The following is a 24,433-nucleotide window of genomic DNA, read 5'->3' as shown; positions in this document are numbered from 1 at the left end:
AATTATTCACAATAAAAACACGTTTTATTGATAATCAAACAATAAAAGAAGACTTAACAAGCTGTAAAACAAGAATATATTAATATTTACGTACAATGTATTTGAATTATTTATACTAATTCTGAATAAAAAACAGTTAATTTTAGCTGTTAAATAGCTTATTTTTACCTTATGAAATGGCAAGAAGCAATAACAGATTATAAAAATTACTTGAAAATTGAACGTGGTTTATCTAAAAATTCGATAGAAAACTATGAGTATGACATTCTTAAACTTGTTAAGTATCTTCAATTTAATGATTACAAAACTTCGCCCCTAGTTATTACAAGTGCTATTTTACAAGCGTTTATTTATGATATTTCAAAAACTATAAACCCAAGATCTCAATCGCGGTTAATTTCTGGTTTACGAAGTTTTTTTAGTTATCTAGTTTTTGAAGATTATATACCTAGTAATCCATTAAATCATATTGAATCTCCAAAAATAGGACGCAAACTTCCAGATACTTTAAGTCTTGAAGATATTGATCGCTTAATTGATGCCATTGATTTAAGTAAACCGCAAGGGCAACGTAACAAAGCTATTTTAGAAACGCTTTATAGTTGTGGTTTACGTGTGAGTGAATTGACCAACTTAAAAATTTCTGATTTATTTTTTGAAGAAGGTTTTATAAAAGTTACAGGTAAAGGTGATAAACAACGCTTTGTCCCTATTGGTGAAAATACAAAAAAGTATATTAACCTATATAAAGATCAGATAAGAATTCACATACCTATTCAACCTGAAGCTACAGATACACTTTTTTTAAACCGAAGAGGTAAACAGCTTACCCGCGCCATGATTTTTACCATTATTAAACAATTGGCAAAAACTATTCATTTACAAAAAACAATATCTCCACATACTTTTCGTCATTCGTTTGCAACACACCTATTAGAAAATGGTGCCGATTTGAGAGCTATTCAGTTAATGCTTGGACATGAAAGTATTACTACTACCGAAATTTACATGCACGTTGATAGAAGCCACTTAAAAGACGTGTTAACCCAATTCCACCCTAGAAAATAATAGTATTTTATTTAAAAAAAACTAGTGACTTTTTAAACCTTTTAGTGTCTTATTCATAAAAGATCCAAAATGGAAAAAGAATCGAATTACACAAAAAACTATAAGTCAAATACATACACAAATTCTCATTCTAATTGTGATAATTCAAATGATTCTAGATGGAAACTTGCTCTTCAAAATTCTAAAATTGGAGTTTGGGAATGGAACCCTACAAGTAATGCTGTTTATTATTCTGAAGAATCAAAGAACATTATAGGATATAAAGATTCTGAAATAAAAAACACTAGTGATGATTGGCTTGAAAAAGTACATCGCGATGATATAGATCAAATCCTTTTAGATTATAATTATCATGCAGAACATCATACCGATACCTATGAAAACGAACACCGTATACTTACTAAAGACGGGAATTATAAATGGATTTTAGACCGCGGTAAAATTATTGAACGGAATGCTAGTGGCGCCCCTATTCGTGCTATTGGAACACATACCGATATTACGAAACAAAAAAAGGATGAGCATTTACTAAAAGATAATCTTAAAATTATTACAAATCAAAATAAACGATTACACAACTTTACCCATATTGTATCTCATAATTTAAAAAACCACATTGGAAATTTTGAAAACATACTAGAGTTTTATGATCAATCAGATTCTCAAGAAGAAAAAAATGAGTTGGTGGAGCATTTAAAAACAATTTCAGAAGCATTAACTAAAAGTATTGTAGATTTAAACGACATCATTAATATAAAATCTAAATCGGATATTAATGAACACAATGGAGATGTTAACCTACATGCTTTTACCGAAAAAGTGATTTGCAGTCTTAGCTTAGACAGTAAACAAAAAGATGTAGTTATTGAAAATTTAATTGATCCAGAAATAGCATTACAAACTAATTCATCTTATTTAGAAAGCATTTTGTATAATTTAATATCTAATGGTATTAAATATAATGATTCTGAAAAAGAGTCTAAAATCATACTTAAATCAACTTTAGAAAGTGATTTCATTAAAATTATAGTCTCTGATAATGGTATAGGTATTGACCTTAATAAATATAAAGAGAAACTTTTTGAAATGTATCAAACGTTTCATGGTACGCAGCGAGAAGACTCAAGAGGCATTGGGCTATATATTACAAAGTCTCAAATTGAAGCTTTAAACGGAACTATAAACGTAGAAAGCGCACTTAATAAAGGAACTACCTTTACATTAACTTTAAAAAAATAGTACCACAAGATATTTACATTTTAAAGTGACACAACACGTATACTATAAATTATAAGGGTTTATTTTTAAAAACATTGTTGGCGTCACTTTAAAAATGTAACTCAGTTTTACACTGAAATATAAATAGCTTATACAAAAAAAGCACTCTTTAAAAGAGTGCTTTTTTTATACCATATATTAGATATAGCTATTTTGCAATATTAACTGCTCTTGTTTCTCTAATTACAGTCACTTTTACTTGTCCTGGATATGTCATATCTGTTTGGATTTTTTGAGAAATCTCAAACGATAAGTTAGCAGCTTCATCATCGGTTACTTTTTCGCTCTCTACAATAACACGTAATTCTCTACCTGCTTGAATTGCGTAAGCTTTATTTACCCCGTTAAATCCAAAAGCAACTTCTTCTAAATCTTTTAATCGTTGTATGTATGAATCTAATACTTGACGTCTTGCTCCTGGTCTTGCTCCAGATATAGCATCACATACTTGTACTATTGGTGCTAATAAAGTAGTCATTTCAATCTCGTCGTGGTGAGCTCCAATAGCATTACAAACTTCAGCTTTTTCACCATGTTTCTCAGCCCATTGCATTCCTAAGATTGCGTGAGGAGTTTCCATATCTGCTTCTGAATCTGGCACTTTACCAATATCATGTAATAATCCAGCTCGTTTAGCTAATTTAGGATTCAATCCTAATTCTGCAGCCATCACACCACAAAGTTTTGCAACTTCACGCGAGTGTTGTAATAAGTTTTGACCGTAAGACGAACGGTATTTCATACGTCCAACAAGTTTTATTAATTCTGGATGTAAACCATGAATACCTAAGTCAATTACAGTACGTTTACCAACTTCAATAATTTCCTGATCTATTTGTTTTTGTGTTTTTCTTACAACTTCTTCAATACGTGCTGGGTGAATTCTACCATCTGTAACCAATTTATGTAATGATAAACGAGCTACTTCTCTTCGTACAGAATCAAAACAAGATAATATAATAGCTTCCGGAGTATCATCAACAATAATTTCTACACCTGTTGCAGCTTCAATAGCTCTAATGTTACGTCCTTCTCTACCAATAATACGTCCTTTAACGTCATCAGATTCTATATTGAATACAGATACACAGTTATCAATAGCCTCTTCAGTACCTATACGTTGTATGGTATTAATAATAATCTTCTTAGCTTCTTGTTGAGCAGTAAGTTTAGCTTCTTCAACATGGTCTTGTATAAATGCCATCGCATCAGCTTTCGCTTCATTTTTAAGCGATTCTACCAATTGAGATTTTGCGTCTTCAGCAGATAATCCAGAAATAACTTCTAGTTGCTTTATTTGACTTTTATGAGCTTTCTCAACTTCTTCTTTCTTTTTATCTAAGAAATCAATACGGTAATCATAATCTTTTGACTTAGCCTCTAATTCTTTTGCTTTAGCTTCTAGTTCTTGATTAGATTTTCTGTTTTTAGATAATTCACTTGATATTTGAGACTCTTTATCTCTAGTACGCTTTTCAGCTTCTGCCATTTTTTTATCTCTCGATAAAATCACTTTCTCATGTTCAGACTTAAGTTCAATAAATTTTTCTTTCGCCTGTAATATTTTATCTTTTTTAATAGAATCACCTTCTATTTTTGCTTGCTTTAATAGAGAGTTAACTTCGTTTTCAGCATCTTTAATAAGCTTCGAAGCATTATTTTTTTCTAGTGTTTTTGCAATTATATAACCTAGTACTACTCCTAGTACTACGCCTCCAACAATTAATAAAATTGTGTTTGTATCCATCTGTTTTTGTTAGTTTTTGTGTATAAAAAAAGCCTACATCAGTATTTGTTTTGTATAAACTCCTTAAAAACAAGTTTAGGGCTAACAAGCTGATCAACAATCTGCTCTAAGACAGCACGGTTTTACAACTAAGACTCACCCTTTTTAAAGAATTGATCGTTGAGTTTATCAAAAAATATAACTAATGTAGGCAGTAACCTTTATTTATGTATTAAAAGAACGTTTAAATTAAATGTTTTTGAAGAAGTTCATCAATGGCTTCTAACCGTTTTTGAACATCATCATTTTCATTCGCTTCGTTTATAGTTTTCTGTTCCAATTTAGCAGCAAACTGTATGGCACACATTGCCAAAACATCTTGCTTATCTTTTACAGAATAATTTTTCTCAAAATCACTAATCATGGCTTCAATTTTCTTCGCAGCTATTCGTAATCCTTCCTCTTGACTTGGTAAAATCGTTAAAGGATAGACTCTATTAGCTACAGAAAGCTTTATTTTAAGCTGATCGGCCATGTATTATTATTTCATTATTCAGAGAGTTGTGCAATACAATGGTCAATATCTCTAATTAATGTATTTATTTTAAGCTTTGTTTCTCTATTATCTTCGTCACTGCCTAGTAATGAATTTGCCATTTTTAGAGCTTCATATTTTTCAACCCAAGAACTTATAGTTTCTTGTTGTTGCATATTTCTCTGTTGTTGTATTGCTAATTCTTCCGAAAGTTTGGCATTAGTTTGTGTTGCAACATCTAATCTGTGCAATACACTACCTATTTTATTCTCTACAGAATTAACAATATCTTCAATTTTACTCATTTACAAATTCAATACTGAATTAACAAAGTTAACATACCAAAACAATAATCGCAATACTTTTAGCAAAAATTTTAAATTATTTAATTATACCAATCAATTACTTCTCTTTTTTATGAATTTAGCAGGCAATTTAATACATTAGCTATTCATTATATGATATGCGAAAACTTATATTACTTTTATTATGCTTACAATTTGCAAGCGCTAAGGCCCAGTATCCACAAGATTACTTTAGGAGTCCTCTAGAAATTCCATTGGTACTTTCGGGAACCTTTGCCGAATTGCGCTCTAATCACTTTCATTCGGGTTTAGATATTAAAACCCAGCAAAAACAAGGTTTAAAAGTTATTGCTGCAGCACAAGGCTATGTGAGTAGAATTAAAATTTCGCATTACGGATATGGGAAAGCAATATATGTTACGCATCCTAATGGCTACACAACAGTATACGCGCATTTACAAAAATTCTCTCCTGCTATTGAATCCTATATTAAGGAGTGCCAATATCAAAAAGAAACATATGAAGTTGAAGTCTTCCCTACTCCTAATGAATTACCTATTGTAAACGATGAGTTGATTGCGTTTTCAGGAAATTCAGGAGGTTCTGGTGGCCCACATTTGCATTTTGAAATTAGAGACAACGAAGAACGCCCAATAAACCCTATGCTTTTTGGTATGGATATTAAGGATAGTAAACGTCCTACAGTTTTAGGAATTTACGCCTACACTAAAAATGATTCGTCATCTGTAAACAATAAAAGTGATCGTGTGCATTTACGTCTAATTCCTAATAAAAATGGCGATTATGCTGTTGAAAAAATAAAAGCTTACGGAACTATTGGTTTTGGAGTGATTAGCCATGACCAACAAGATATGGCCTACAATAAAAATGGGGTTAACAATATTCAGACATTTTTTAATGGTCATAAAAATTTTGAAATGGATTTTAAACGTTTCAGTTTTGATGAAAGTAAACACATTAATCGTTTTATAGATTTTGAGTATTTTAAAGACAAACGTTCTCGTATTCAGAAATTATTTGTTGAAAAAGGGAATACCTTAAGCATGCTTAAAGATGTCAATGACAACGGTTATATTACTATTAGCGATAGCGTATCCTCAGTTTATAAAATTAGAATTAATGATTTTAAAGGCAATGACTCTTGGATAACCATTCCTATTACTGGTGAAAAAACAGAAGCTAAATCTAAAACCAATTCTATAAAACCAATGCATTTTGCCTATGCCGATCAATCTACGGTACTAGCAGAAGGAATGGTTTCAGTATATTTTCCTGCAAATACTTTTTATGACGACACCAATTTAAACTTTAAAGTAAGTAGCGATACTTTATTATTACATAAAGATGTTATTCCACTTCAAAAAAAGTTCAATATATCTTATGATATTAGCGCTTACAAAAGTGAGCATAAAGACAAATTATTTATCGCACAACTGTATGGGTATTACAAACGTCCTTACTACATTTCAACAACACGTAAAGGCGATATTTTAACTGCAAGAACAAAATCTCTAGGTTTATTTACACTGACGGCAGATTTAGAGCCTCCAAAAATTGAGCCTTTAAATTTTTCTGACAGAAAATGGGTAAGTAAATTAAAAACACTTCAAGTAAAAATTACCGATGATCTTTCAGGAATAAGTAATTACCGTGCTACCGTAAACGGAAAATGGATTTTAATGGAATATGATTATAAAACAAAGACACTTACACACCATTTTAGTGATAATGTCGTTATAGATACAGAAAATAATTTGAAAATAATTGTAACCGATAATGTTGGAAATAACGCTACATTTGAAGCAACTTTTTTCAGGAAATAAAAACATATACCTTTTGAAACTTTACACCTATACTCTATTCCTTATCTTTTTTAGTTTTTCAACGATTGGATTTTCACAAACAGCAACTATAAAAGGGGTTATTTTAGATGAAAATCAATTTCCAATTTCATCCGTAAACATAAAAGCAGATAAAATTGGTACCACTACAAATAATAATGGATTTTACGAATTAAAAATCCCAGCTAATAAAGAAGTAACTATTCAATTTACACACATTTCACATAAACGTGTTTTGGTCACTTTTAATCTTAAAAACGGACAAGAGTTAGAATATAATCCGGTAATGAAAACGCAGTTTGAGCAAATTGAAACTGTAGTAATTAATACCAACACACAACTTAATTTACAAAGTGTAGTTACCATTACTCCCGAAGTAATTAGAACCATAAAAGGTGCACAACCAGGGATTGAAAATATTTTAAAAACCTTACCAGGAGTAAACGTAAGCAACGAATTAAGTACACAATACTCTGTACGTGGTGGTAATTTTGATGAAAATCTAGTTTATGTTAATGAAATTGAGGTGTACAGACCTTTTTTAATTCGTTCAGGACAACAAGAAGGATTAAGTTTTGTAAATACCGATTTGGTGCAAAATGTAGATTTTTCAGCTGGTGGATTTCAAGCAAAATATGGTGATAAATTATCTTCAGTTTTAGATATCACCTACAGAAACCCCATTAAATTTGGTGTTCGTGCCGATGTAAGTTTATTAGGTGGAAGCATTTCTGCCGAAACAGTCAGTAAAGATTCTAAATTTTCGGGAATTGTAGGATTACGTTACAGAGATAATAGTCTGGTTTTAAACTCACTTGAAACCGAAGGAAATGTAAAACCTAAATTTGCAGATGCGCAAACGTTCTTAACGTATAAATTTTCGGATAAATTCCATTTAAGCTTCTTAGGAAATGCAGCTTCTAACACTTACGATTTTCAACCTGCAAACCGACAAACAAATTTTGGAACTATTGATGACCCAATGGCCTTACTTGTTTTTTATGAAGGTCAGGAAAAAGATACTTACCAAACTACTTTTGGTGCCTTTAAAGCCAATTACTTTTTAAATGATGATGTCACTTTAAAGTTAATCACATCAGCCTACCATACTACTGAAGAAGAATATTTTGACATTTTAGCGCAATATCGTTTAGGAGAAGTAAACAGTAATATTGGAGATGAAAACTTAGGAGAAGTAGAATTTAGCGAAGGTATTGGATCGCAACTTACACATGCGCGTAATGATCTAGACGCTCTAATTTTTAATATAGAACATAAAGGAGAACTTAAACGCGATGACGAAAGTACTATAGAATGGTCGGTAAAATATACACACGAAGATATTAGAGACCGTTTGGTAGAATGGGAAGTTATTGATAGTGCTGGGTTTTCAATAAATCAACCAAATTTTGGAGCGATTAACAACCAACCTTACGAGGCTTACCAAGGTCCGCTTGTAGCTTTCAATAATGTTAGAGCCACAAATAGTGTACAAATAGATCGTTTTCAAGCTTACGCACAATGGAGCAAACGTTCTTTTATTGGTAATGATAACGAAGTGTTTTATAACGCTGGTGTTCGTGCACATAGTTGGACGGTAAATGGCGATGGTATTGAGAGTAACTCACAGGTGGTGTTTAGTCCAAGAGCTCAGTTTGCTATCAAACCAAACTGGAATAAAGATATGTTGTTCAGACTTGCTGGTGGATTGTATTACCAACCGCCATTTTACAGAGAGTTACGTGATGCCGAAGGTGTTGTAAATCCTAATGTAAAAGCTCAAAAATCTGTACACGTTGTGTTAGGTAATGAATATAGTTTTAAAATGTGGGATCGTCCTTTTAAGTTAGTTTCAGAAGCTTATTATAAAAACTTAACCGATGTAAATCCCTACACTTTAGAGAACGTTAGAATTCGTTATGGTGCTGAAAACAATGCAAAAGCTTATGCCTACGGATTAGATTTACGTCTTAACGGAGAGTTTGTTCCAGGAACTGAAAGTTGGTTTAGTTTTGGGTATTTAAAAACCGAAGAAAACATAGACGGCCAAGGTTATATTGCACGTCCTACAGACCAACGTTTAAAATTTGGAGTCTTATTTCAGGATTATGTACCTAACATTCCTGAGTTAAAAATGTACTTAAATTTAGTTTACAATACAGGAGTTCCAGGAGGCTCGCCTAGTTATGCAAATCCTTATGAATATCAAAACCGTTTACGCGATTACAAACGTGCAGATATTGGTGTGAGTTATGTAATTGTAGACGATAGTAAATCATATAAAGATAGCTGGAAACGTCATTTTAAAGAATTAACTTTAGGTGTTGAAATATTTAATATGTTTGATGCGCAAAACTCAATCACCAATACTTGGGTGAGAGATGTGTACAGCAAACAACAATATGCGATTCCTAATTACTTATCTCCAAGAGTATTTAATATCAGACTTTCTACAAAACTGTAATAGGTTCTGAAAAAAGATAATTAAGTCGATTTTAACTGTTGAATTTTAAATACAATGAAACATAAACTTCAAATATTTAAAACAGTAGCATACCATTCTAGCTTTACAAAAGCGGCAGAACAATTATTTATATCGCAACCTGCAGTTTCAAAAGCCATTAGAAGCTTAGAAAACGACTATAAAACTACTTTTTTTAATCGTACTCGGCATGCTGTTGAATTGACGCCTGATGGAAGTTCATTCTTAATTTATGCGAATAAAATATTAGATATTTATGCCGAAATTGATACGCAGTTTTTAAGTAAAAAAGAAGACTTCTCTAGTTTGATTAATTTTGGAGCAAGTACCACAATTGCTAATTATATTATTCCGAAATTAATAGCTAAATACCGCTTACAATTTCCGCAGACCTCTTTTCATATTGAAAGTGAAAATTCAGAAGCAATTGAGTCCTTAATTCTAAATCAACAATTAGATTTTGGTATAACCGAAGGCAAAAACTCTAACCGTAAATTACAATACAAACCCTTTATAAAAGATGAAATTGTATTAGTGACTAGCTTTAAAAATAAAAGCCATAAAAAAGGAGTTATTAGCAGTAAAACGTTACAAGAATTACCTGTTATTGAACGTGAAATGGGATCGGGAACCCGAGATATTATTTATGAGTTTCTTCAAACAAAAAACATCAAACAGCTTAATAATGTTGTGACGCTAAATAGTACCGAAGCCATAAAAAACTACCTCTACCACTCCAACAATTATGCATTAATTTCAATACACGCGGTGAGTGATGATTTAATTCAGAATAAACTTAAAGTGATTGATATTAAAGATTTAACGATGGAACGTTGGTTTTACTTTGTATGTCGTACCGGATATCAATCTAAAATAATGGACAATTTTGAACAATACATTCGTTTTAACTATAACTTTTAGTTATTTCACATAGCAATTTAGATTGCTTAGCATTTAGTTTACAGTAGTATTTTTGTATCATAAATCACCTTATCATGACTGCAAAATATTCAAAAATTATATTCTTTATTCTAGCATTGCTTACACTTACAGGGATTGTAAATAGCCCAATTGCCTTATTTTTAGGTTTCGCCTTTACTGTTATTTTTAACAATCCTTTTCCTTCGGAAAGTAAAAAAGCCATTCATTATTTATTAAAAATAGCGGTTGTTGGACTTGGTTTTGGCATGTTCATAAAAGAAACGTTAGCCACAAGTGAAGAAGGATTAATCTTAACCATTTTCTCAATATTCTTAACCGTAGGTTTAGGCTTGTTATTAAGCAAAATTTTAAAAATAGATTTAAAACTTGGGCATCTTATTACATCAGGAACTGCAATTTGTGGCGGAAGTGCAATTGCTGCTATTTCACCAGTTATAAAAGCGAAAAGTAAAACCATAAGTATTGCTTTAGGAATTGTATTTTTACTTAACTCAATTGCGCTATTTGTGTTTCCGGCAGTTGGACATTATTTACAGCTAACACAAGAACAATTCGGACTTTGGTGTGCCATAGCAATACACGATACAAGCTCGGTAGTTGGCGCTGCTTTAGGTTACGGTGATGAAGCTTTACGTATTGCAACAACGGTAAAGTTATCGCGTACACTGTGGATAATTCCTTTATCTATTTTCTCAATGTTTTTATTTAAAACTAAAGGCGAAAAAATGAAAATCCCTTATTTTATCATTCTCTTTATTATCGCTATTTTAATTAACAGCGCGCATATCCTTCCAACAGTATTAACAACAACTATTGTAATGGGGTCAAAACGTTTATTATTACTAACGCTGTTTTTGGTAGGCGCTACAATTTCTATTAAAGATTTAAAAACAACAGGAATTAAACCTTTTATTTTAGCAGTAAGCTTATGGGGATTTATCTCCATATTCTCGTTATGCTATATCTTATATTAATCAAAAAAAAGAAGGTATTAATTTACTTTCATAAAGCTTTTAAGGACTTCAATAACATAATTAATGTCTTCTTCTGTATTAAAACTGCTCATTGAAAAACGTAGCGAAGGTTTTTTAACTTGCTCACTATCTAGAATTTCTAATAATACATGAGACGCTTTACTACTTCCACTTTGGCAAGCACTTCCTCGCGAACAAGCAATACCTTGTAAATCTAACTGAAATTGTAATAGTGAAGATTTTTCGGCAGCAATTGGTAAACACACATTAATTATAGCGTAAGCACTTTCTGTAAAGTTTGCGCAGTTTCCATTAAAACTTACGCCCGGAAAAGCCGTTGTAAGTTGTGTTATAAAATACGTTTTAAGGTTTGTTATATAAGTTGTGTCTTCTGCTTTATTAGAGTAGGCTATTTTTAAAGCCGTTTCTAGTCCTATAATATTATGAATACTTTCGGTTCCTGCTCTAAAGCCGCGTTCTTGTTCGCCACCAAAAATAGAACCTTTTAATCCCGATTTTTTTCTAATAAAAGCAAATCCAACACCTTTTGGTCCGTGAAATTTATGAGCACTAGCAACGATAAAATCTACAGGAATCTCGTTTAAATCAATATTATAATGTCCAACAGACTGAACAGTATCACTATGAAAAAGCGCCTTATTTGATTGACAAAGTTGTGCAACACGTTTTAAATCTAAAAGGTTTCCAATCTCATTATTAACATGCATTAAACTCACCAATTGTTTTTGATTAGATTGTAATAAACATTCTAAATCATTATAATCAATCATTCCGAGAGCATCTAATGCAACATATTTTACAGAAATGCCAAATTCTGCTTCAAGCGCTTCAACAGTATGTAAAACGGCATGATGTTCTATTTTAGAGGTAATAATCTCAGTAACTCCAAGATCTCTTACACAACTTCTTAAAATAAAATTATCGGCTTCAGTTCCACCAGAAGTGAAAGCAATTTCAGAGGCAGACACCTTAAAAAAAGTTGCAATTGTTTTTCGAGACTTTTCAATTAAAGCCTTTGAGGAACGTCCAAAACCATGTATTGATGATGGATTTCCAAAATTAGTACGCATAACATCTGTCATTTTTTCAATAACCTCGTTGCGCATTGGCGTGGTAGCTGCATTATCTAAATAGACCTTTTTCATGCTACAAAAATAATTGAAATAAAATTATTTGTAACTCCTAACGTTATAAGTTTATCAAAACTATTATTTTTGTTTCAAATTTTATAAAAGACATGCGAAAATTACTATATATATTAAGTTTAGGTTTATTGTTTACTGCTTGTAACGATGGCGACATTATTGAAGCAGAATTAGATTTTGACAACGACCTTGAATATTGCGATATTTTTACTGATACTCATTTTTTATATAACGTAAAAGATAACGAACCTTATGAGTCTTTAGTTTTAATTTTTCCTTCATCAACAACTAACGATGCTATTTTTAATCCTGCAGTAAACGGAGAAGAAAGAAACTTAACAGTAAATGGATCGACAATTCGTTTTAATTACCGTACCTATTCTGGTGATCCTACCGATGGTTTTATTTGTGAAGAATTTCCTGATAATTCTATTCAAATCACTAATGATTATGAAGCTGCAAGTGGTGCTGTTGTAAATTTCGTTTCTTATTTTACAGATGAAGATGGCGATGGTATTCCTTCTGAAATTGAAGATGCAAATGAAGATGGCGATAACGATTACCTAACAAATCCTACCGATAGAGATGGTGACGGAATCCCTGATTATATTGATGCAGATGACGATAATGATAATGTATTAACTATAAATGAAGGTCATAATTACACTGAAGAAGATGGTTTTGCTAACGCATTAGATACCGATAGTGATGGTGTTTTAAATTATTTAGATGTTGATGATGACGGTGATGGTGTAATTACACGCTATGAAGATGAAGATGGAAATAAAAACCCTGGAAATGATTTTGCTAACAACGCAACTATTGCAAGATATCTAGATGTTGATGCTGTTGACACTTTTGTGTTTGATGAATACAGAACTACAACATATACAAGAACTGTGAATGTTGTAATAACTATTTTAAATGTAAATATTGATATTTTAAGTGACGATCAAATAAATTTTGGTACTTATACTACAACAATTACACTTCCATAAGACGCTGAATAATTATAAAATTACAATCTACGGATTGGTGTTTTGATAGATATAAACCTCTGTTGCTCCCAATCCGTATTTTTGATAATCGGCAGCATAAAACTTCACATTATTATAGCGTCCAAAGAGATATTCTAACTCTATTTTAAGGACACCTTCACCAACCCCGTGAATAAATACTATTTTTTGAATACGTTTATTTATGGCGAATTTTAATTGTCTTTCGGCTGTATCTAACTGTAAAGTTAACATATCATGATTAGACATTGATCGGTTACTTTTAGTTAACTGATGAATATGTAAATCTACCTCCATTGCAGGTAAAGTACGCTCTTTAGCTTTTACTCTAGGTTGATTTTTACGCTTTGGCGCTTCTTTTTCGGCAATTATAGATTTTAAATTTGCTCCAGAAAACACATCCTTTTTAAAAGAAGATTTGGTAACAATTATTTCGTGCGAAAAAAACTCTAAATCAAAACCATCTGAGGTTTCAATAGTAATTGTTTTATCAACTATTTTGGTTACTATTCCGTTTATGTCTTCATCCAAAACAGATACGCGATCTCCTACTCCAATATTCATTATGCTTCGGTTTGGTTATCTTCTTCGTTTTCAAACTTACTAGGAATATTTCTAGACGTACGGTAAATTCCGGTCACTAATAATGCAATTCCCCCTATTAATATATATACATTCTGGTTGGCTTCCGCTTGTGCATAAAATGCCACAAGACCTCCAACAATAATAAAAACAAGGTTTATAACTCTAGAAATACTCATATAAATTTGATTATAATATTAATGAAAGTCGAAATTACAGTTTATAAATTAAATTCCTAATTAGAAGTTGATTTATCAATAAAAAAAGATTTCAATAACCATTTGAAATAAGCTGTTGCTAAAAAACAATTCCTTTTTATATATTTCTTTACATTTGCAGTTTAATATACTAAAATTTATGTCTTCACCAGAAGAATACATGTTGTCTTGTTTTTGGAAAAAAAATTATAATGTAGAATGTCTAGGTTGTGGTACACAACGTGCATTAGCTTTATTATTTCAAGGAGAATTTGTAGCAGCATTTAAAATGTATCCAGCCATATATACATTAATTATTTTGGCACTATTTTTAATAGCTCATATCATTTTTAAATTTAAAAATGGACATAAAGTTGTATTAGCACTTTTTATTTTGAATATTAGCATTATATTAATAAACTATTACTTAAAACACTTTTAACTAAAACTAAATTATCACATGGAAAAACAAACTTTACCAAATGCAACCTTAATACTTGTGATGGGTATTTTATCAATTTTAGGAGCTTGTTGTTATGGTGTCCCAGGAATTATCTGTGCTATCGTAGCAATTATACTTGCAACAAAAGCGACTAAATTATATAACGAATCTCCAGAAGACTATACAGGTATTGGAAATGTAAAAGCCGGTAAAATTATGGCTATAATAGGCGTTGTAATTAGCGTAATTTTTATTGGTATGATTATATGGACCATAAATACTATTGGATTAGATGCATTACAAGATCCAGAATTAATGCAACAAAGATTAGAAGAAATGCAAGGACGTTAATCCTTATCTATACTATAAAAAAGCGACCAACAGGTCGCTTTTTTTTATTACATTTACCACCTTAAAATAAAACTATAATTTTTTTAACATGGAAAACAGACCACAAAGACCTAGCAATTACCTAGCTTTAGCAATAATTAGTACTGTAATGTGCTGTTTACCTTCAGGTATTGTAAGTATTGTTTACTCTTCAAAAGTAAATACTTTATATGAAGATGGTAGATATGAAGAAGCTGAGCGTGCATCTAAAAATGCAAAAACATGGGGAATTGTATCTATTGTTGTTGCTGCTGTAGGTATTTTACTTTACCTATTAATTTTTGGAATTGCAATGTTTGGAGCAATAGCTAGTAGCGGTGGTGACTATTAAAAAAATCATAACATATATAATTATAGTGATAGTACTCTTAGGAGGATTATCACTATATTTTTTTTGGAGCCCTTCCGAATATGATATATTTCCTAAATGTCCGTTTTATACCGTAACAGGTATTCATTGTCCTGGTTGTGGCATACAAAGAGGTATACATGATATTGTAAACGGGCATATTATAAACGGTATACGTCACAACTATCTTATAGTACTCGTTACTTTTGTTTTAGGTTATAAATCGGTTTTATTTCTTTTAGAAAAAAAGACTCAAAAAACCTATAAAAACCTACTTCACAAACCAATAACTACACATATTATTTTAGGTCTTGTCATTTTATTTTGGGTTTTAAGAAACATCAATTATTTTCCTTTTACAGAATTAGCTCCTTAAATTTAGAAATAAAAAAAAGCGACCATTTGGTCGCTTTTTTAGTATTACTTCAATTTAAAACTTACACTTCAAACTGTTTTAGTGTTTTTGTAATAATACTCACACAATCTAATAACTGTTCTTTAGTCATTACCAATGGTGGTGCAAAACGTATAATATTACCATGCGTTGGTTTTGCAAGTAATCCATTATCACGTAAAGCCATACAAATATTCCAAGCCGTTTCACTTTCTTCGTCATCGTTAATTACAATGGCATTTAAAAGTCCTTTACCTCTTACAAGGTTAACAAGGTTTGATGTTTCAATATATGTATTTAATTCACTTCGGAACAATTGCCCTAAAGCTTCAGCATTTTCAGCTAATTTTTCGTCTTTAATAACTTCTAAAGCGGCAATAGCCACTGCTGCTGCTACTGGATTACCACCAAAAGTACTTCCGTGATTTCCTGGTTGAATAACGTTCATCACATTATCATTAGCTAATACTGCCGATACTGGGTAAGCACCTCCACTTAAAGCTTTTCCTAAGATTAAAACATCTGGTTTTACATTTTCATGATCAACAGCTAACATTTTTCCTGTTCTTGCGATTCCGGTTTGTACTTCATCAGCAATAAATAAGACATTATATTTTTCACATAATGCTTTTGCTTTAGTTAAATACCCTTCACTAGGAACAAATACACCTGCTTCACCTTGAATAGGTTCAGCCATAAATCCTGCAATATTAGAGTTGCTTTTTAATTGCTCCTCTAATGCGTCTAGATTATCGTACGCGATTTTGATAAACCCATTTGTATAAGGACCAAAGTTTTTACGTGCTACAGGATCGTTTGAAAAAGAGATAATAGTTGTAGTACGTCCATGAAAGTTATTTTCACAAACTACTATTTCTGCTTCATTTTCATTAATGCCCTTTACTTCGTAAGCCCATTTACGACATATTTTTAAAGCCGTTTCAACAGCTTCTGCACCAGTATTCATTGGTAATAATTTATCAAAACCAAATAACTCGGTAGCATACTTTTCGTAAGTCCCTAAGATATCGTTATAAAACGCTCTTGACGTTAATGTTAATGTTTGAGCTTGATTTACCATAGCTCCAACAATTTTTGGGTGACAATGTCCTTGGTTTACTGCTGAATATGCCGATAAGAAATCGTAATATTTTTTTCCTTCAACATCCCATACAAATACACCTTCACCTTTACTTAATACTACTGGTAATGGGTGATAATTGTGTGCACCGTATTTGTTTTCTAAATCTATTGCTTGCTCAGAAGTCAATTGGTCTAAAACTGCCATTTTATTCGTTTTTAATTATATAATTTGCTATTCCTTCTTGGGGAGAGAAATCATCCGGTATTGTAGTGTGTGCAAATTACTAAATCTTATGTGATTTTTAGAATAATTAACGCCATTTATTCTATTTTTGCAAAATGGGAAGACGAAAGAGTATAAAACAAATCTTCGAGCAAATTGAAGTTATAGATGCAGGTGCTAAAGGAAAAGCAATTGCAAAAGCACCAGATGGTAAAGTTATATTTATAGCAAATGCCGTACCAGGTGACGTGGTTGATATCCAAACCACAAAAAAGCGTAAAGCGTATTATGAAGGTAAAGCAACAAACTTTCATACATTATCACCAAAACGTACCGAGCCAAAATGTGAGCATTTTGGAACTTGCGGTGGTTGTAAGTGGCAATACATGGATTATAAATACCAATTAGAATATAAACAAAGTGAAGTTGAAAACAACTTAAAACGTATTGGTCATATAGAGCTACCTGAGGTAACACCTATTTTAGGATCTGCTGAACAATATTTTTACAGAAATAAAATGGAATTTTCTTTTAGCGATAGCCGATGGTTAACTGTTGAAGAAATTCAGTCTGATGAAGATTTAGGAGATCGTAATGCTTTAGGATTTCATATTCCAGGAATGTGGGATAAAATTCTTAACGTTAATAAATGTTGGTTACAAGAAGAACCATCAAATGCGATAAGAAATGCGGTTAAAGATTTTGCTATTGAAAATGAATTAGAATTTTTTAATACTAGAAATCAAACCGGATTATTACGTACCATGATGATTAGAACTTCAACTACCGGTGATCTTATGGTAATGGTTCAATTCTTTAAAGAAGATAAAGAAAAACGTGAGCTGCTATTAAATTATTTAGCTGAAACTTTTCCGCAGATTTCATCTTTACAATATGTAGTAAATTCAAAAGCAAACGACACGATTTATGACCAAGAAGTAATTTGCTTTAAAGGATTAGACCATATTTTTGAAGAAATGGAAGGGTTAAGATTCAAAATTAATGCAAAATCTTTTTACCAAACCAACTCAAAACAAGCTTACGAACTGTATAAAATCACTAGAGATTTTGCAGGATTAGAAGGTGACGAATTGGTTTACGACTTATACACTGGAACAGGAACTATTGCACAATTTGTTGCTAAAAAAGCAAAAAAAGTGGTTGGTGTTGAAGCTGTACCCGATGCAATTACCGCTGCAAAAGAAAATGCACAATTAAATGGCATAGATAACGTTGAGTTTTATGTAGGAGACATGAAAAACGTTTTTAACGAAAGTTTCATTAACCAACACGGGCATCCAGATGTTATTATTACTGATCCACCACGTGACGGTATGCACAAAGATGTTGTACAACAAATATTAAATATTGCACCTAAAAAAGTGGTATACGTAAGTTGTAATAGTGCTACACAAGCAAGAGATTTACAATTGATGGATGAACTTTATAAGGTAACTAAAGTAAGAGCTGTAGATATGTTTCCTCAAACATTTCACGTAGAAAATGTGGTACTTTTAGAGCTGCGTTAATTTAATCATAGATCGTTAATCATTATATAAAATGACATATTTTAAATACACATTATTAGTTATTGCCGCAATTAGCTTGCTGGTTTTTAGCTGCGAAAAAGATGATATTTGTGCAGAAACCACATCTACAACACCTCGTGTAATTATTACATTTTATGATGTAAATAATCCTGAAGATCTTAAAGAAGTTGATGCTCTTTCTATACAAGGAATAGATGCAGATGGTAATGTTTTAGAAGATTTAGTTGAAGATAGCACAACAAGTTTGCTATACGCTACATTAGACTCAATAGCATTACCATTAAATTTTAATGAAGAAGGTATCACTGCTGCTTCTAGATTTCGAATTACTAAAAATACCGATTACGATAGTGATGACGATGATACTACAACCTCTAATAGTGATGTTATTGAAATCACCTACACCCCAGAATTTATTTATGTATCGAGAGCTTGTGGTTACAAAGCTATTTTTGAAGGTACAGAAGTAGATCGCATTGAAGAAGATGATGATGATCTTTGGATTATAAACGTAATAACAGAAAACACAACTATAGAAAATGAAGACGAAGCACACATATATATTTATCACTAGCCTGATAATAATCATGTTAGCTCCGCTAGCATCATTTTCGCAAGAAGAAACTTCTGAAACTACCGAAAGCGATACTTTAGTGTACAAACAAAAGTATGGTTTACGTGTTGGTGCAGATATAAGTAAGCTGGTACGCTCATTTTTAGATGACGATTATTCTGGATTTGAACTAAATGCCGATTATAGGTTAACACACCAATGGTATCTTGCTGGAGAAATTGGAAATGAAGAGAAAACCACCATTAATGATTATCTAACCACTACTGCAAAAGGAAGTTATTTTAAAGTAGGTGCTGATTACAATATGTATCAAAACTGGCTAGACATGCAGAATATGATTTATTTTGGGTTTCGACTAGGCGCTAGTACTTTTAGTCAAAATTTAGATGAATTAACCGTTTATAACTCAAATCCGTATTGGGACAATCCAATTTCAGCATCAAATGTTAGTGACTCAAAAGGGTTAACAGCTATTTGGGGTGAAATTATGATTGGTATTAAAGCTGAAGTACTGAATAATCTTTACATGGGATTAAACGTCCAATTAAAAGGATTAGTAAGTCAAACAGAACCTGGCTCTTTTGAAAACTTATACATTCCTGGTTTTGGAAGAACTTATGATAGTGGAGGTTTTGGAATGGGTTTTGGGTATAATATATCTTATTCAATTCCTATTTATAAAAAAGATAAAAAGGTTATTAAAGAAAAGGACGAAGACGAATAATAAAACATTTCATTATACAAAACACAAAAAAGCAGCTTTAAAAGCTGCTTTTTTTATGCTTAAATCTTTTAAGACATACACAATCACACCTTTATAAAAGTTTTTATGTATATTAATTTTTTATTCATCACAAAAAACAACTCATTTATGAAATTTAAGCACACATCTCTTCTCCTTTTCTTATTATTATCTTTAAGTTATTGTTTTAGTTACGCACAACAAATTACAGCTAGAATTATTGACCAATCTACAAACGAGCCAGTTCCTTTTGCAACCATACAATATGCAGAAAACAAGGGCACAATATCTAATACCGAAGGTTATTTTAACGTCAATTTTAATAATTCAAACCAACAAAACACCCTAATCATTTCATATATGGGTTATGAAACTGAAACAGTTACTATAAAAGCGCTAGAAGCAAACAATTATATTATAAAATTAAACGAAGCTACTAATGCATTAAATGAGGTTTACATAACTAACAAAGCGGTTAATGCCGATAGTATTATGTTTAAAGTACAAGAAAATTTAACCAAAAACTATAACCATACTAATGTTAAATATCAAATTTTTTCTAGAAGTACATCTTTCTTTAAAACAAATACTGCCGATTTAAAGCTTAAAAAATCTACAGGATATAAAAAATCACAATTAAAAACACAAAATAAAGAACTTGTAAAATTAGGAGACAAACTAGCTAACACACCTCCTATACCTTCTTATACAGATATTTTAATGGATTATTATGTTATTAATGACTCCCTAAAAAAATTGAACATTACACAAGCTACAAATTTATTAGACAAAAATGCTGCTGGATCTGTTGACGCTGTTCAGGAAGAATCATATAATGTAATTTTAACACATTTAGATACTACTAAAACTTTTAAAATAAAAACAGGGATCTTTAAGGTAGAAGATTCATTATCTTTTAATGACGAAAAAGATAGTAAAGAAGATAAATCTGTTGAATATCTTAAAAATAGCACAAATTCATTCTTAAAAAAATATAACTTTAATAAGTCTTTAATTTTCGATGCTATTTTAGACCATTCTTTATACGAATATTCAATTGATAACATCACATATATTGAAGGAAAATTAGTTTATATTATTGATTATCAACCTAAAAAAAACAGAGCGAAATTTGAAGGAAAACTTTATGTTTCAGATGATGACTATGCTATTTTGAAATTCACTCATAAATTTGCTGAAGGTAAGGTTGGAAACAAACTAAATTTAAAATTCCTTTTAGGAATTAAATATGAAGAAACCATTAACACAGGAACAGTGATTTATAAAAAAAATGAAGACACTAATTTTTACTACCCTTACTATATTAATAACGAAACAAACTCTTATTTCTACATGAATAGACCTATAAAGTTTATTGAAAACAGTGAAGAAAAAAATAAAATAACATTTAATTTTAAAATAGAAGGCGCAACATCTTTTATAAATGAGTTTATGATATTATCTAGCACTAAATTAAATCAAAATCAATTTGACGCGGCCGCAGAGAGTAAAACTGTAGACTATAAACAACTTAATAAATACGATGCAGCTATCTGGAAAAATTACAATGTACTTGAACCAATAGAAACCATGAAAGCTTTTGAAGTAAAAACGGAAAATGACTAAACACAATACCTCACAAAAAAAAGCAGCTTTAAAAGCTGCTTTTTTTATATCTATATGCTATGAAAACAAAAGTTTATTAGTGTATGACTTCTTTCAAAATAAACACTAAAAGCACTCCTACTCCATATATTTTCCTTTTTTACTTCCAGAATACATTACATATTTCACTAAACGTGAATCTAGCTTTGCATTCATTAAATGTATTTTTCTTGATGGACGTAAACCTACATGTTTTAAAGCATCTAAATTAGATGTAATAAACCAAGCATCTGTACCAGGATAATTCTGTTTTAAAGTATCACCAATAGATGCATAAAAGTTTTCCATATCAATATCTAAACGCTCACCATAAGGTGGGTTAAATAACATGTGTAACTTCTCGTCACCAGCTTTTCTTGTTTTAAAGAAATCTTCGTGCTTAATCGTTACAAACTCATCTAAATGTGCATTTTTAAGATTGTCTTTAGCTTTAGTAACCGCACTTGGCGATTTATCATACCCAATCATTTTATGATGAAAATCTCTTGTCTTTTTCAACAGAGATTCTTCAATTTTCTCAAATAAATCTACATCCCAATCATCCCAACGCTCAAAAGCAAATTCTTTACGCATTAAGTTTGGTGGAATATTACATGCTATCATTGCTGCTTCGGCTAAAAGTGTTCCACTACCACACATGGGATCAATAAAATCACTTTGTCCGTCCCAGCCAGATAACATTACTAATCCTGCAGCCAAAACTTCGTTTATAGGTGCAATATTTGTAGCGGTTTTATAACCTCTTTTATGTAAAGATTCTCCTGATGAATCTAAAGAAATAGTACATTGATTTCTATCAATATGCACATTTATCTTTAAATCTGGAAAACGTAAATCTATATTTGGACGTTCACCTTCAAGATCTCTAAATCTATCTACAATAGCATCTTTAGTCTTTAAAGCAATGTATTGCGAGTGTGTAAACTGCTCTGAATGCACTGTAGCAGAAATCGCTAAAGTTCCCGAACATTTCATATAATCACCCCAAGGTATTTTGTATACCTTATCATACAAGTCTTTTTCGTCATTAACTTTAAAACTTGTAATTGGTTTTAAAATTTTAATGGCTGTACGCAAACCTAAGTTGGCTTTGTACATAAACCCTTTATCTCCAGTAAAACTTACGTTTCTAATTCCTTTTTTCACTTCTTGAGCACCCATTTGCACGAGTTCTCTTTCTAGTAAGTCTTCAAAGCCAAATAAGGTCTTGGCAACCATTTTAAAATTATTCTCCATCACTCCTATTAAATAGATTGCAAAAATACAGTATTTTTGTGGCATTACTAATATTAAATTAGAATAGGATTAAAGTCTTTATTTTGATGTTTTCTCATAACCTAATGACATACTGCACACTACAAGTTTATACTAAAATTTAAACCAGATAATGCAACAAATCGTAAGAATAAGAAGAGAGAAACGACTAACAACAATCTAAACTTCTGTACAAAATACAGCATTTTTATCCTACAAAAATTATGACACAAGATACAACACAATGGTTCGCTTCATGGTTTGATTCGCCATATTATCACATTCTTTATAAAGATCGTGGCTATGACGAGGCACAACTTTTTATGGACAACCTTACGCAATATTTAAATTTACCAGAACAGGCAACTATTATGGATTTAGCCTGTGGAAAAGGACGTCATTCGGTATATTTAAACACATTAGGCTATAATGTAACTGGGTTAGATTTATCCGAAAACAGTATCAATTACGCCAAGCAGTTTGAAAACGATAGTTTGAAATTTAACGTTCATGATATGAGTTTACCATACACATCTCAATTTGATGCTGTATTTAATCTCTTTACTAGTTTTGGGTATTTTGAAAAAGAAAGTGATAATTTAGAAACTATAAAGGCTATAAAATCAAATTTAAACGAATTTGGTTTTGGAGTTATAGACTTTATGAATACCGATTTTATTATTGAAAATTTAGTTCCGGAAGAAACAAAAATTGTTGATGATATTACATTCCATTTAAAACGTTATGTTGAAGACGGTTATATTATAAAAGATATTAATTTTGAAGATAACGGACAGCAATACAAGTTTCAAGAACGTGTAAGAGCGTTTACATTAACAGATTTTGAACAACTATTTGAAAAAGCAGGTGTTTATTTATTGGATATTTTTGGAGATTATAAATTGAATAAATTTCACAAAAGCACATCCAAACGTTTAGTAATGATTTTTAAATAAATGATAGAATATTTACTTCCCATTTTAGCAGTTATTATAGGAGTTGTCTTTGTGGCATTTTCTAAAAAAGATAAACCTTTAAATACCAAACTCCTACTCTCTTTTAGTGGTGCTTTTTTATTAGCATTAACTCTTTTTGAGTTGCTTCCTGAAGTTTACCAACATCTAGAAGCAAAAAAAACAGGACTATTTATCATGTTTGGTATTTTAATACAAGTCATTTTAGAGTTTTTCTCTAAAGGTGCCGAACATGGTCATGTGCATCACACCAACTCAAACTCATTTCCTTGGGTATTGTTTGTGAGTTTGTGTATTCATAGTTTTCTTGAAGGTTTTCCAATACACCAACATAACGATATGGTTTATGGTGTTTTGGTACATAAAATTCCAATTGCCATAGTTATTACCACCTTTTTAGTATACTCAAATTGCAGTAAATTAAAAGTGGCTGCATTTTTAACCTTATTTGCAGCAATGACGCCTTTAGGAACATTTATTTCGCATCATTTAACCATTTTAGAAAACTACATTACCATCATAAACGCCATAGTAATTGGTATCTTTTTTCATATTTCAACTACTATTTTATTTGAAAGTGATGAAGGACATAAATTTAGTTTAACCAAACTTTTAGCCATTCTATCTGGGATTGCTATTGCATATTATATTTAAAAACGC

At 31.2% G+C, this 24,433-nt stretch carries 25 protein-coding genes and 1 other RNA gene; 17 read left to right on the top strand and 9 right to left on the bottom strand.

The annotated features are described in order from the left end of the window. Positions 1–171 precede the first annotated feature (171 nt). On the top strand, positions 172–1,068 hold the full coding sequence (gene xerD, locus ACU4C5_RS11950) for a site-specific tyrosine recombinase XerD (RefSeq protein ID WP_446844439.1): 897 nt from the start codon (positions 172–174) through the stop codon (positions 1,066–1,068). A gap of 69 nt (positions 1,069–1,137) precedes the next feature. Then, positions 1,138–2,307 (top strand): PAS domain-containing sensor histidine kinase, encoded by a 1,170-nt coding sequence (locus ACU4C5_RS11945; RefSeq protein WP_446844438.1) that lies wholly within the window; start codon positions 1,138–1,140, stop codon positions 2,305–2,307. A gap of 187 nt (positions 2,308–2,494) precedes the next feature. Here ACU4C5_RS11945 and rny read toward each other — a convergent pair whose 3' ends face one another. The 4 genes from rny to ACU4C5_RS11925 form a co-directional block, all read right to left on the bottom strand. After that, entirely contained in the window at positions 2,495–4,093 is a 1,599-nt protein-coding gene (gene rny / locus ACU4C5_RS11940) for a ribonuclease Y (protein WP_446844437.1), read from the bottom strand. Positions 4,094–4,149: 56 nt separating this feature from the next. Then, positions 4,150–4,258, bottom strand: a non-coding RNA gene (gene ssrS / locus ACU4C5_RS11935) — 6S RNA. A 58-nt stretch (positions 4,259–4,316) separates the two neighbouring features. After that, on the bottom strand, positions 4,317–4,607 hold the full coding sequence (locus tag ACU4C5_RS11930; protein WP_446844436.1) for a cell division protein ZapA: 291 nt from the start codon (positions 4,605–4,607) through the stop codon (positions 4,317–4,319). 14 nt (positions 4,608–4,621) lie between these two features. After that, positions 4,622–4,912: a hypothetical protein gene (locus tag ACU4C5_RS11925; RefSeq protein ID WP_446844435.1), complete on the bottom strand. Its 291-nt coding sequence runs from the start codon at positions 4,910–4,912 to the stop codon at positions 4,622–4,624. Between the two features lie 158 nt (positions 4,913–5,070). Between ACU4C5_RS11925 and ACU4C5_RS11920 the strand changes: the two genes are divergently transcribed. The 4 genes from ACU4C5_RS11920 (at position 5,071) to ACU4C5_RS11905 (ending at position 11,172) form a co-directional block, all read left to right on the top strand. Next, entirely contained in the window at positions 5,071–6,756 is a 1,686-nt protein-coding gene (locus ACU4C5_RS11920; protein ID WP_446844434.1) for a M23 family metallopeptidase, read from the top strand. Then, positions 6,710–9,238 carry a TonB-dependent receptor gene (locus ACU4C5_RS11915; protein ID WP_446844433.1) on the top strand — a complete coding sequence of 843 codons (2,529 nt, stop codon included), beginning with the start codon at positions 6,710–6,712 and terminating at the stop codon, positions 9,236–9,238. Before ACU4C5_RS11920 ends, ACU4C5_RS11915 begins: the two co-directional genes overlap by 47 nt. A gap of 54 nt (positions 9,239–9,292) precedes the next feature. Then, complete coding sequence (locus tag ACU4C5_RS11910; RefSeq protein WP_446844432.1) at positions 9,293–10,177, top strand: LysR substrate-binding domain-containing protein; 885 nt, start codon at positions 9,293–9,295, stop codon at positions 10,175–10,177. A gap of 74 nt (positions 10,178–10,251) precedes the next feature. Next, positions 10,252–11,172, top strand: a complete 921-nt coding sequence (locus ACU4C5_RS11905; protein ID WP_446844431.1) for a YeiH family protein — start codon at positions 10,252–10,254, stop codon at positions 11,170–11,172. 17 nt (positions 11,173–11,189) lie between these two features. Here ACU4C5_RS11905 and ACU4C5_RS11900 read toward each other — a convergent pair whose 3' ends face one another. Continuing rightward, on the bottom strand, positions 11,190–12,338 hold the full coding sequence (locus ACU4C5_RS11900; RefSeq protein WP_446844430.1) for a cysteine desulfurase family protein: 1,149 nt from the start codon (positions 12,336–12,338) through the stop codon (positions 11,190–11,192). Between the two features lie 92 nt (positions 12,339–12,430). On the opposite strand from ACU4C5_RS11900, the gene ACU4C5_RS11895 reads away from it, so the two are divergent. Then, positions 12,431–13,336 (top strand): hypothetical protein, encoded by a 906-nt coding sequence (locus ACU4C5_RS11895; RefSeq protein WP_446844429.1) that lies wholly within the window; start codon positions 12,431–12,433, stop codon positions 13,334–13,336. A gap of 27 nt (positions 13,337–13,363) precedes the next feature. On the opposite strand, the gene ACU4C5_RS11890 is transcribed toward ACU4C5_RS11895, so the two are convergent. Together ACU4C5_RS11890 and ACU4C5_RS11885 are read right to left on the bottom strand one after the other, a co-directional pair. Further along, the gene (locus ACU4C5_RS11890) at positions 13,364–13,918 is read right to left on the bottom strand and encodes a DUF8465 domain-containing protein (RefSeq protein WP_446844428.1); all 555 of its coding nucleotides are present in this window, start codon (positions 13,916–13,918) and stop codon (positions 13,364–13,366) included. Next, positions 13,918–14,115: a hypothetical protein gene (locus ACU4C5_RS11885; RefSeq protein WP_446844427.1), complete on the bottom strand. Its 198-nt coding sequence runs from the start codon at positions 14,113–14,115 to the stop codon at positions 13,918–13,920. Before ACU4C5_RS11885 ends, ACU4C5_RS11890 begins: the two co-directional genes overlap by 1 nt. 178 nt (positions 14,116–14,293) lie before the next feature. On the opposite strand from ACU4C5_RS11885, the gene ACU4C5_RS11880 reads away from it, so the two are divergent. The 4 genes from ACU4C5_RS11880 (at position 14,294) to ACU4C5_RS11865 (ending at position 15,690) form a co-directional block, all read left to right on the top strand. Beyond that, entirely contained in the window at positions 14,294–14,575 is a 282-nt protein-coding gene (locus ACU4C5_RS11880; RefSeq protein ID WP_446844426.1) for a DUF2752 domain-containing protein, read from the top strand. A gap of 18 nt (positions 14,576–14,593) precedes the next feature. Beyond that, positions 14,594–14,926 carry a CCC motif membrane protein gene (locus ACU4C5_RS11875; protein WP_446844425.1) on the top strand — a complete coding sequence of 111 codons (333 nt, stop codon included), beginning with the start codon at positions 14,594–14,596 and terminating at the stop codon, positions 14,924–14,926. A gap of 88 nt (positions 14,927–15,014) precedes the next feature. Then, positions 15,015–15,296 carry a CD225/dispanin family protein gene (locus tag ACU4C5_RS11870; protein ID WP_446844424.1) on the top strand — a complete coding sequence of 94 codons (282 nt, stop codon included), beginning with the start codon at positions 15,015–15,017 and terminating at the stop codon, positions 15,294–15,296. A 25-nt stretch (positions 15,297–15,321) separates the two neighbouring features. Continuing rightward, the gene (locus ACU4C5_RS11865) at positions 15,322–15,690 is read left to right on the top strand and encodes a DUF2752 domain-containing protein (protein ID WP_446844423.1); all 369 of its coding nucleotides are present in this window, start codon (positions 15,322–15,324) and stop codon (positions 15,688–15,690) included. Positions 15,691–15,751: 61 nt separating this feature from the next. Here the strand turns inward: ACU4C5_RS11865 and rocD are convergent, their stop codons facing one another. Further along, positions 15,752–16,996 carry an ornithine--oxo-acid transaminase gene (gene rocD / locus ACU4C5_RS11860; protein ID WP_446844422.1) on the bottom strand — a complete coding sequence of 415 codons (1,245 nt, stop codon included), beginning with the start codon at positions 16,994–16,996 and terminating at the stop codon, positions 15,752–15,754. 134 nt (positions 16,997–17,130) lie between these two features. Here rocD and rlmD point away from each other — a divergent pair, with 134 nt between their 5' ends. From rlmD to ACU4C5_RS11840, 4 genes are all read left to right on the top strand, one after another. After that, a complete protein-coding gene (rlmD, locus tag ACU4C5_RS11855) occupies positions 17,131–18,543 on the top strand; it encodes a 23S rRNA (uracil(1939)-C(5))-methyltransferase RlmD (protein ID WP_446844421.1) in 1,413 nt (470 codons plus the stop codon). A 31-nt stretch (positions 18,544–18,574) separates the two neighbouring features. After that, a complete protein-coding gene (locus tag ACU4C5_RS11850; protein ID WP_446844420.1) occupies positions 18,575–19,138 on the top strand; it encodes a DUF6452 family protein in 564 nt (187 codons plus the stop codon). A gap of 13 nt (positions 19,139–19,151) precedes the next feature. Beyond that, on the top strand, positions 19,152–19,862 hold the full coding sequence (locus ACU4C5_RS11845; protein ID WP_446844419.1) for a DUF6048 family protein: 711 nt from the start codon (positions 19,152–19,154) through the stop codon (positions 19,860–19,862). Positions 19,863–20,009: 147 nt separating this feature from the next. Further along, positions 20,010–21,506, top strand: a complete 1,497-nt coding sequence (locus tag ACU4C5_RS11840) for a carboxypeptidase-like regulatory domain-containing protein (RefSeq protein ID WP_446844418.1) — start codon at positions 20,010–20,012, stop codon at positions 21,504–21,506. Positions 21,507–21,623: 117 nt separating this feature from the next. Here the strand turns inward: ACU4C5_RS11840 and ACU4C5_RS11835 are convergent, their stop codons facing one another. Then, the gene (locus ACU4C5_RS11835) at positions 21,624–22,781 is read right to left on the bottom strand and encodes a THUMP domain-containing class I SAM-dependent RNA methyltransferase (protein ID WP_446846453.1); all 1,158 of its coding nucleotides are present in this window, start codon (positions 22,779–22,781) and stop codon (positions 21,624–21,626) included. A gap of 242 nt (positions 22,782–23,023) precedes the next feature. On the opposite strand from ACU4C5_RS11835, the gene ACU4C5_RS11830 reads away from it, so the two are divergent. Both ACU4C5_RS11830 and ACU4C5_RS11825 read left to right on the top strand, forming a co-directional pair. Continuing rightward, positions 23,024–23,755 (top strand): class I SAM-dependent DNA methyltransferase, encoded by a 732-nt coding sequence (locus ACU4C5_RS11830; RefSeq protein WP_446844417.1) that lies wholly within the window; start codon positions 23,024–23,026, stop codon positions 23,753–23,755. Continuing rightward, the gene (locus tag ACU4C5_RS11825; protein WP_446844416.1) at positions 23,756–24,427 is read left to right on the top strand and encodes a ZIP family metal transporter; all 672 of its coding nucleotides are present in this window, start codon (positions 23,756–23,758) and stop codon (positions 24,425–24,427) included. Positions 24,428–24,433 lie beyond the last annotated feature (6 nt).

The sequence above is a fragment of the Lacinutrix undariae genome (assembly GCF_052934785.1).
This window is presented reverse-complemented; position numbering and strand designations above follow the sequence as displayed.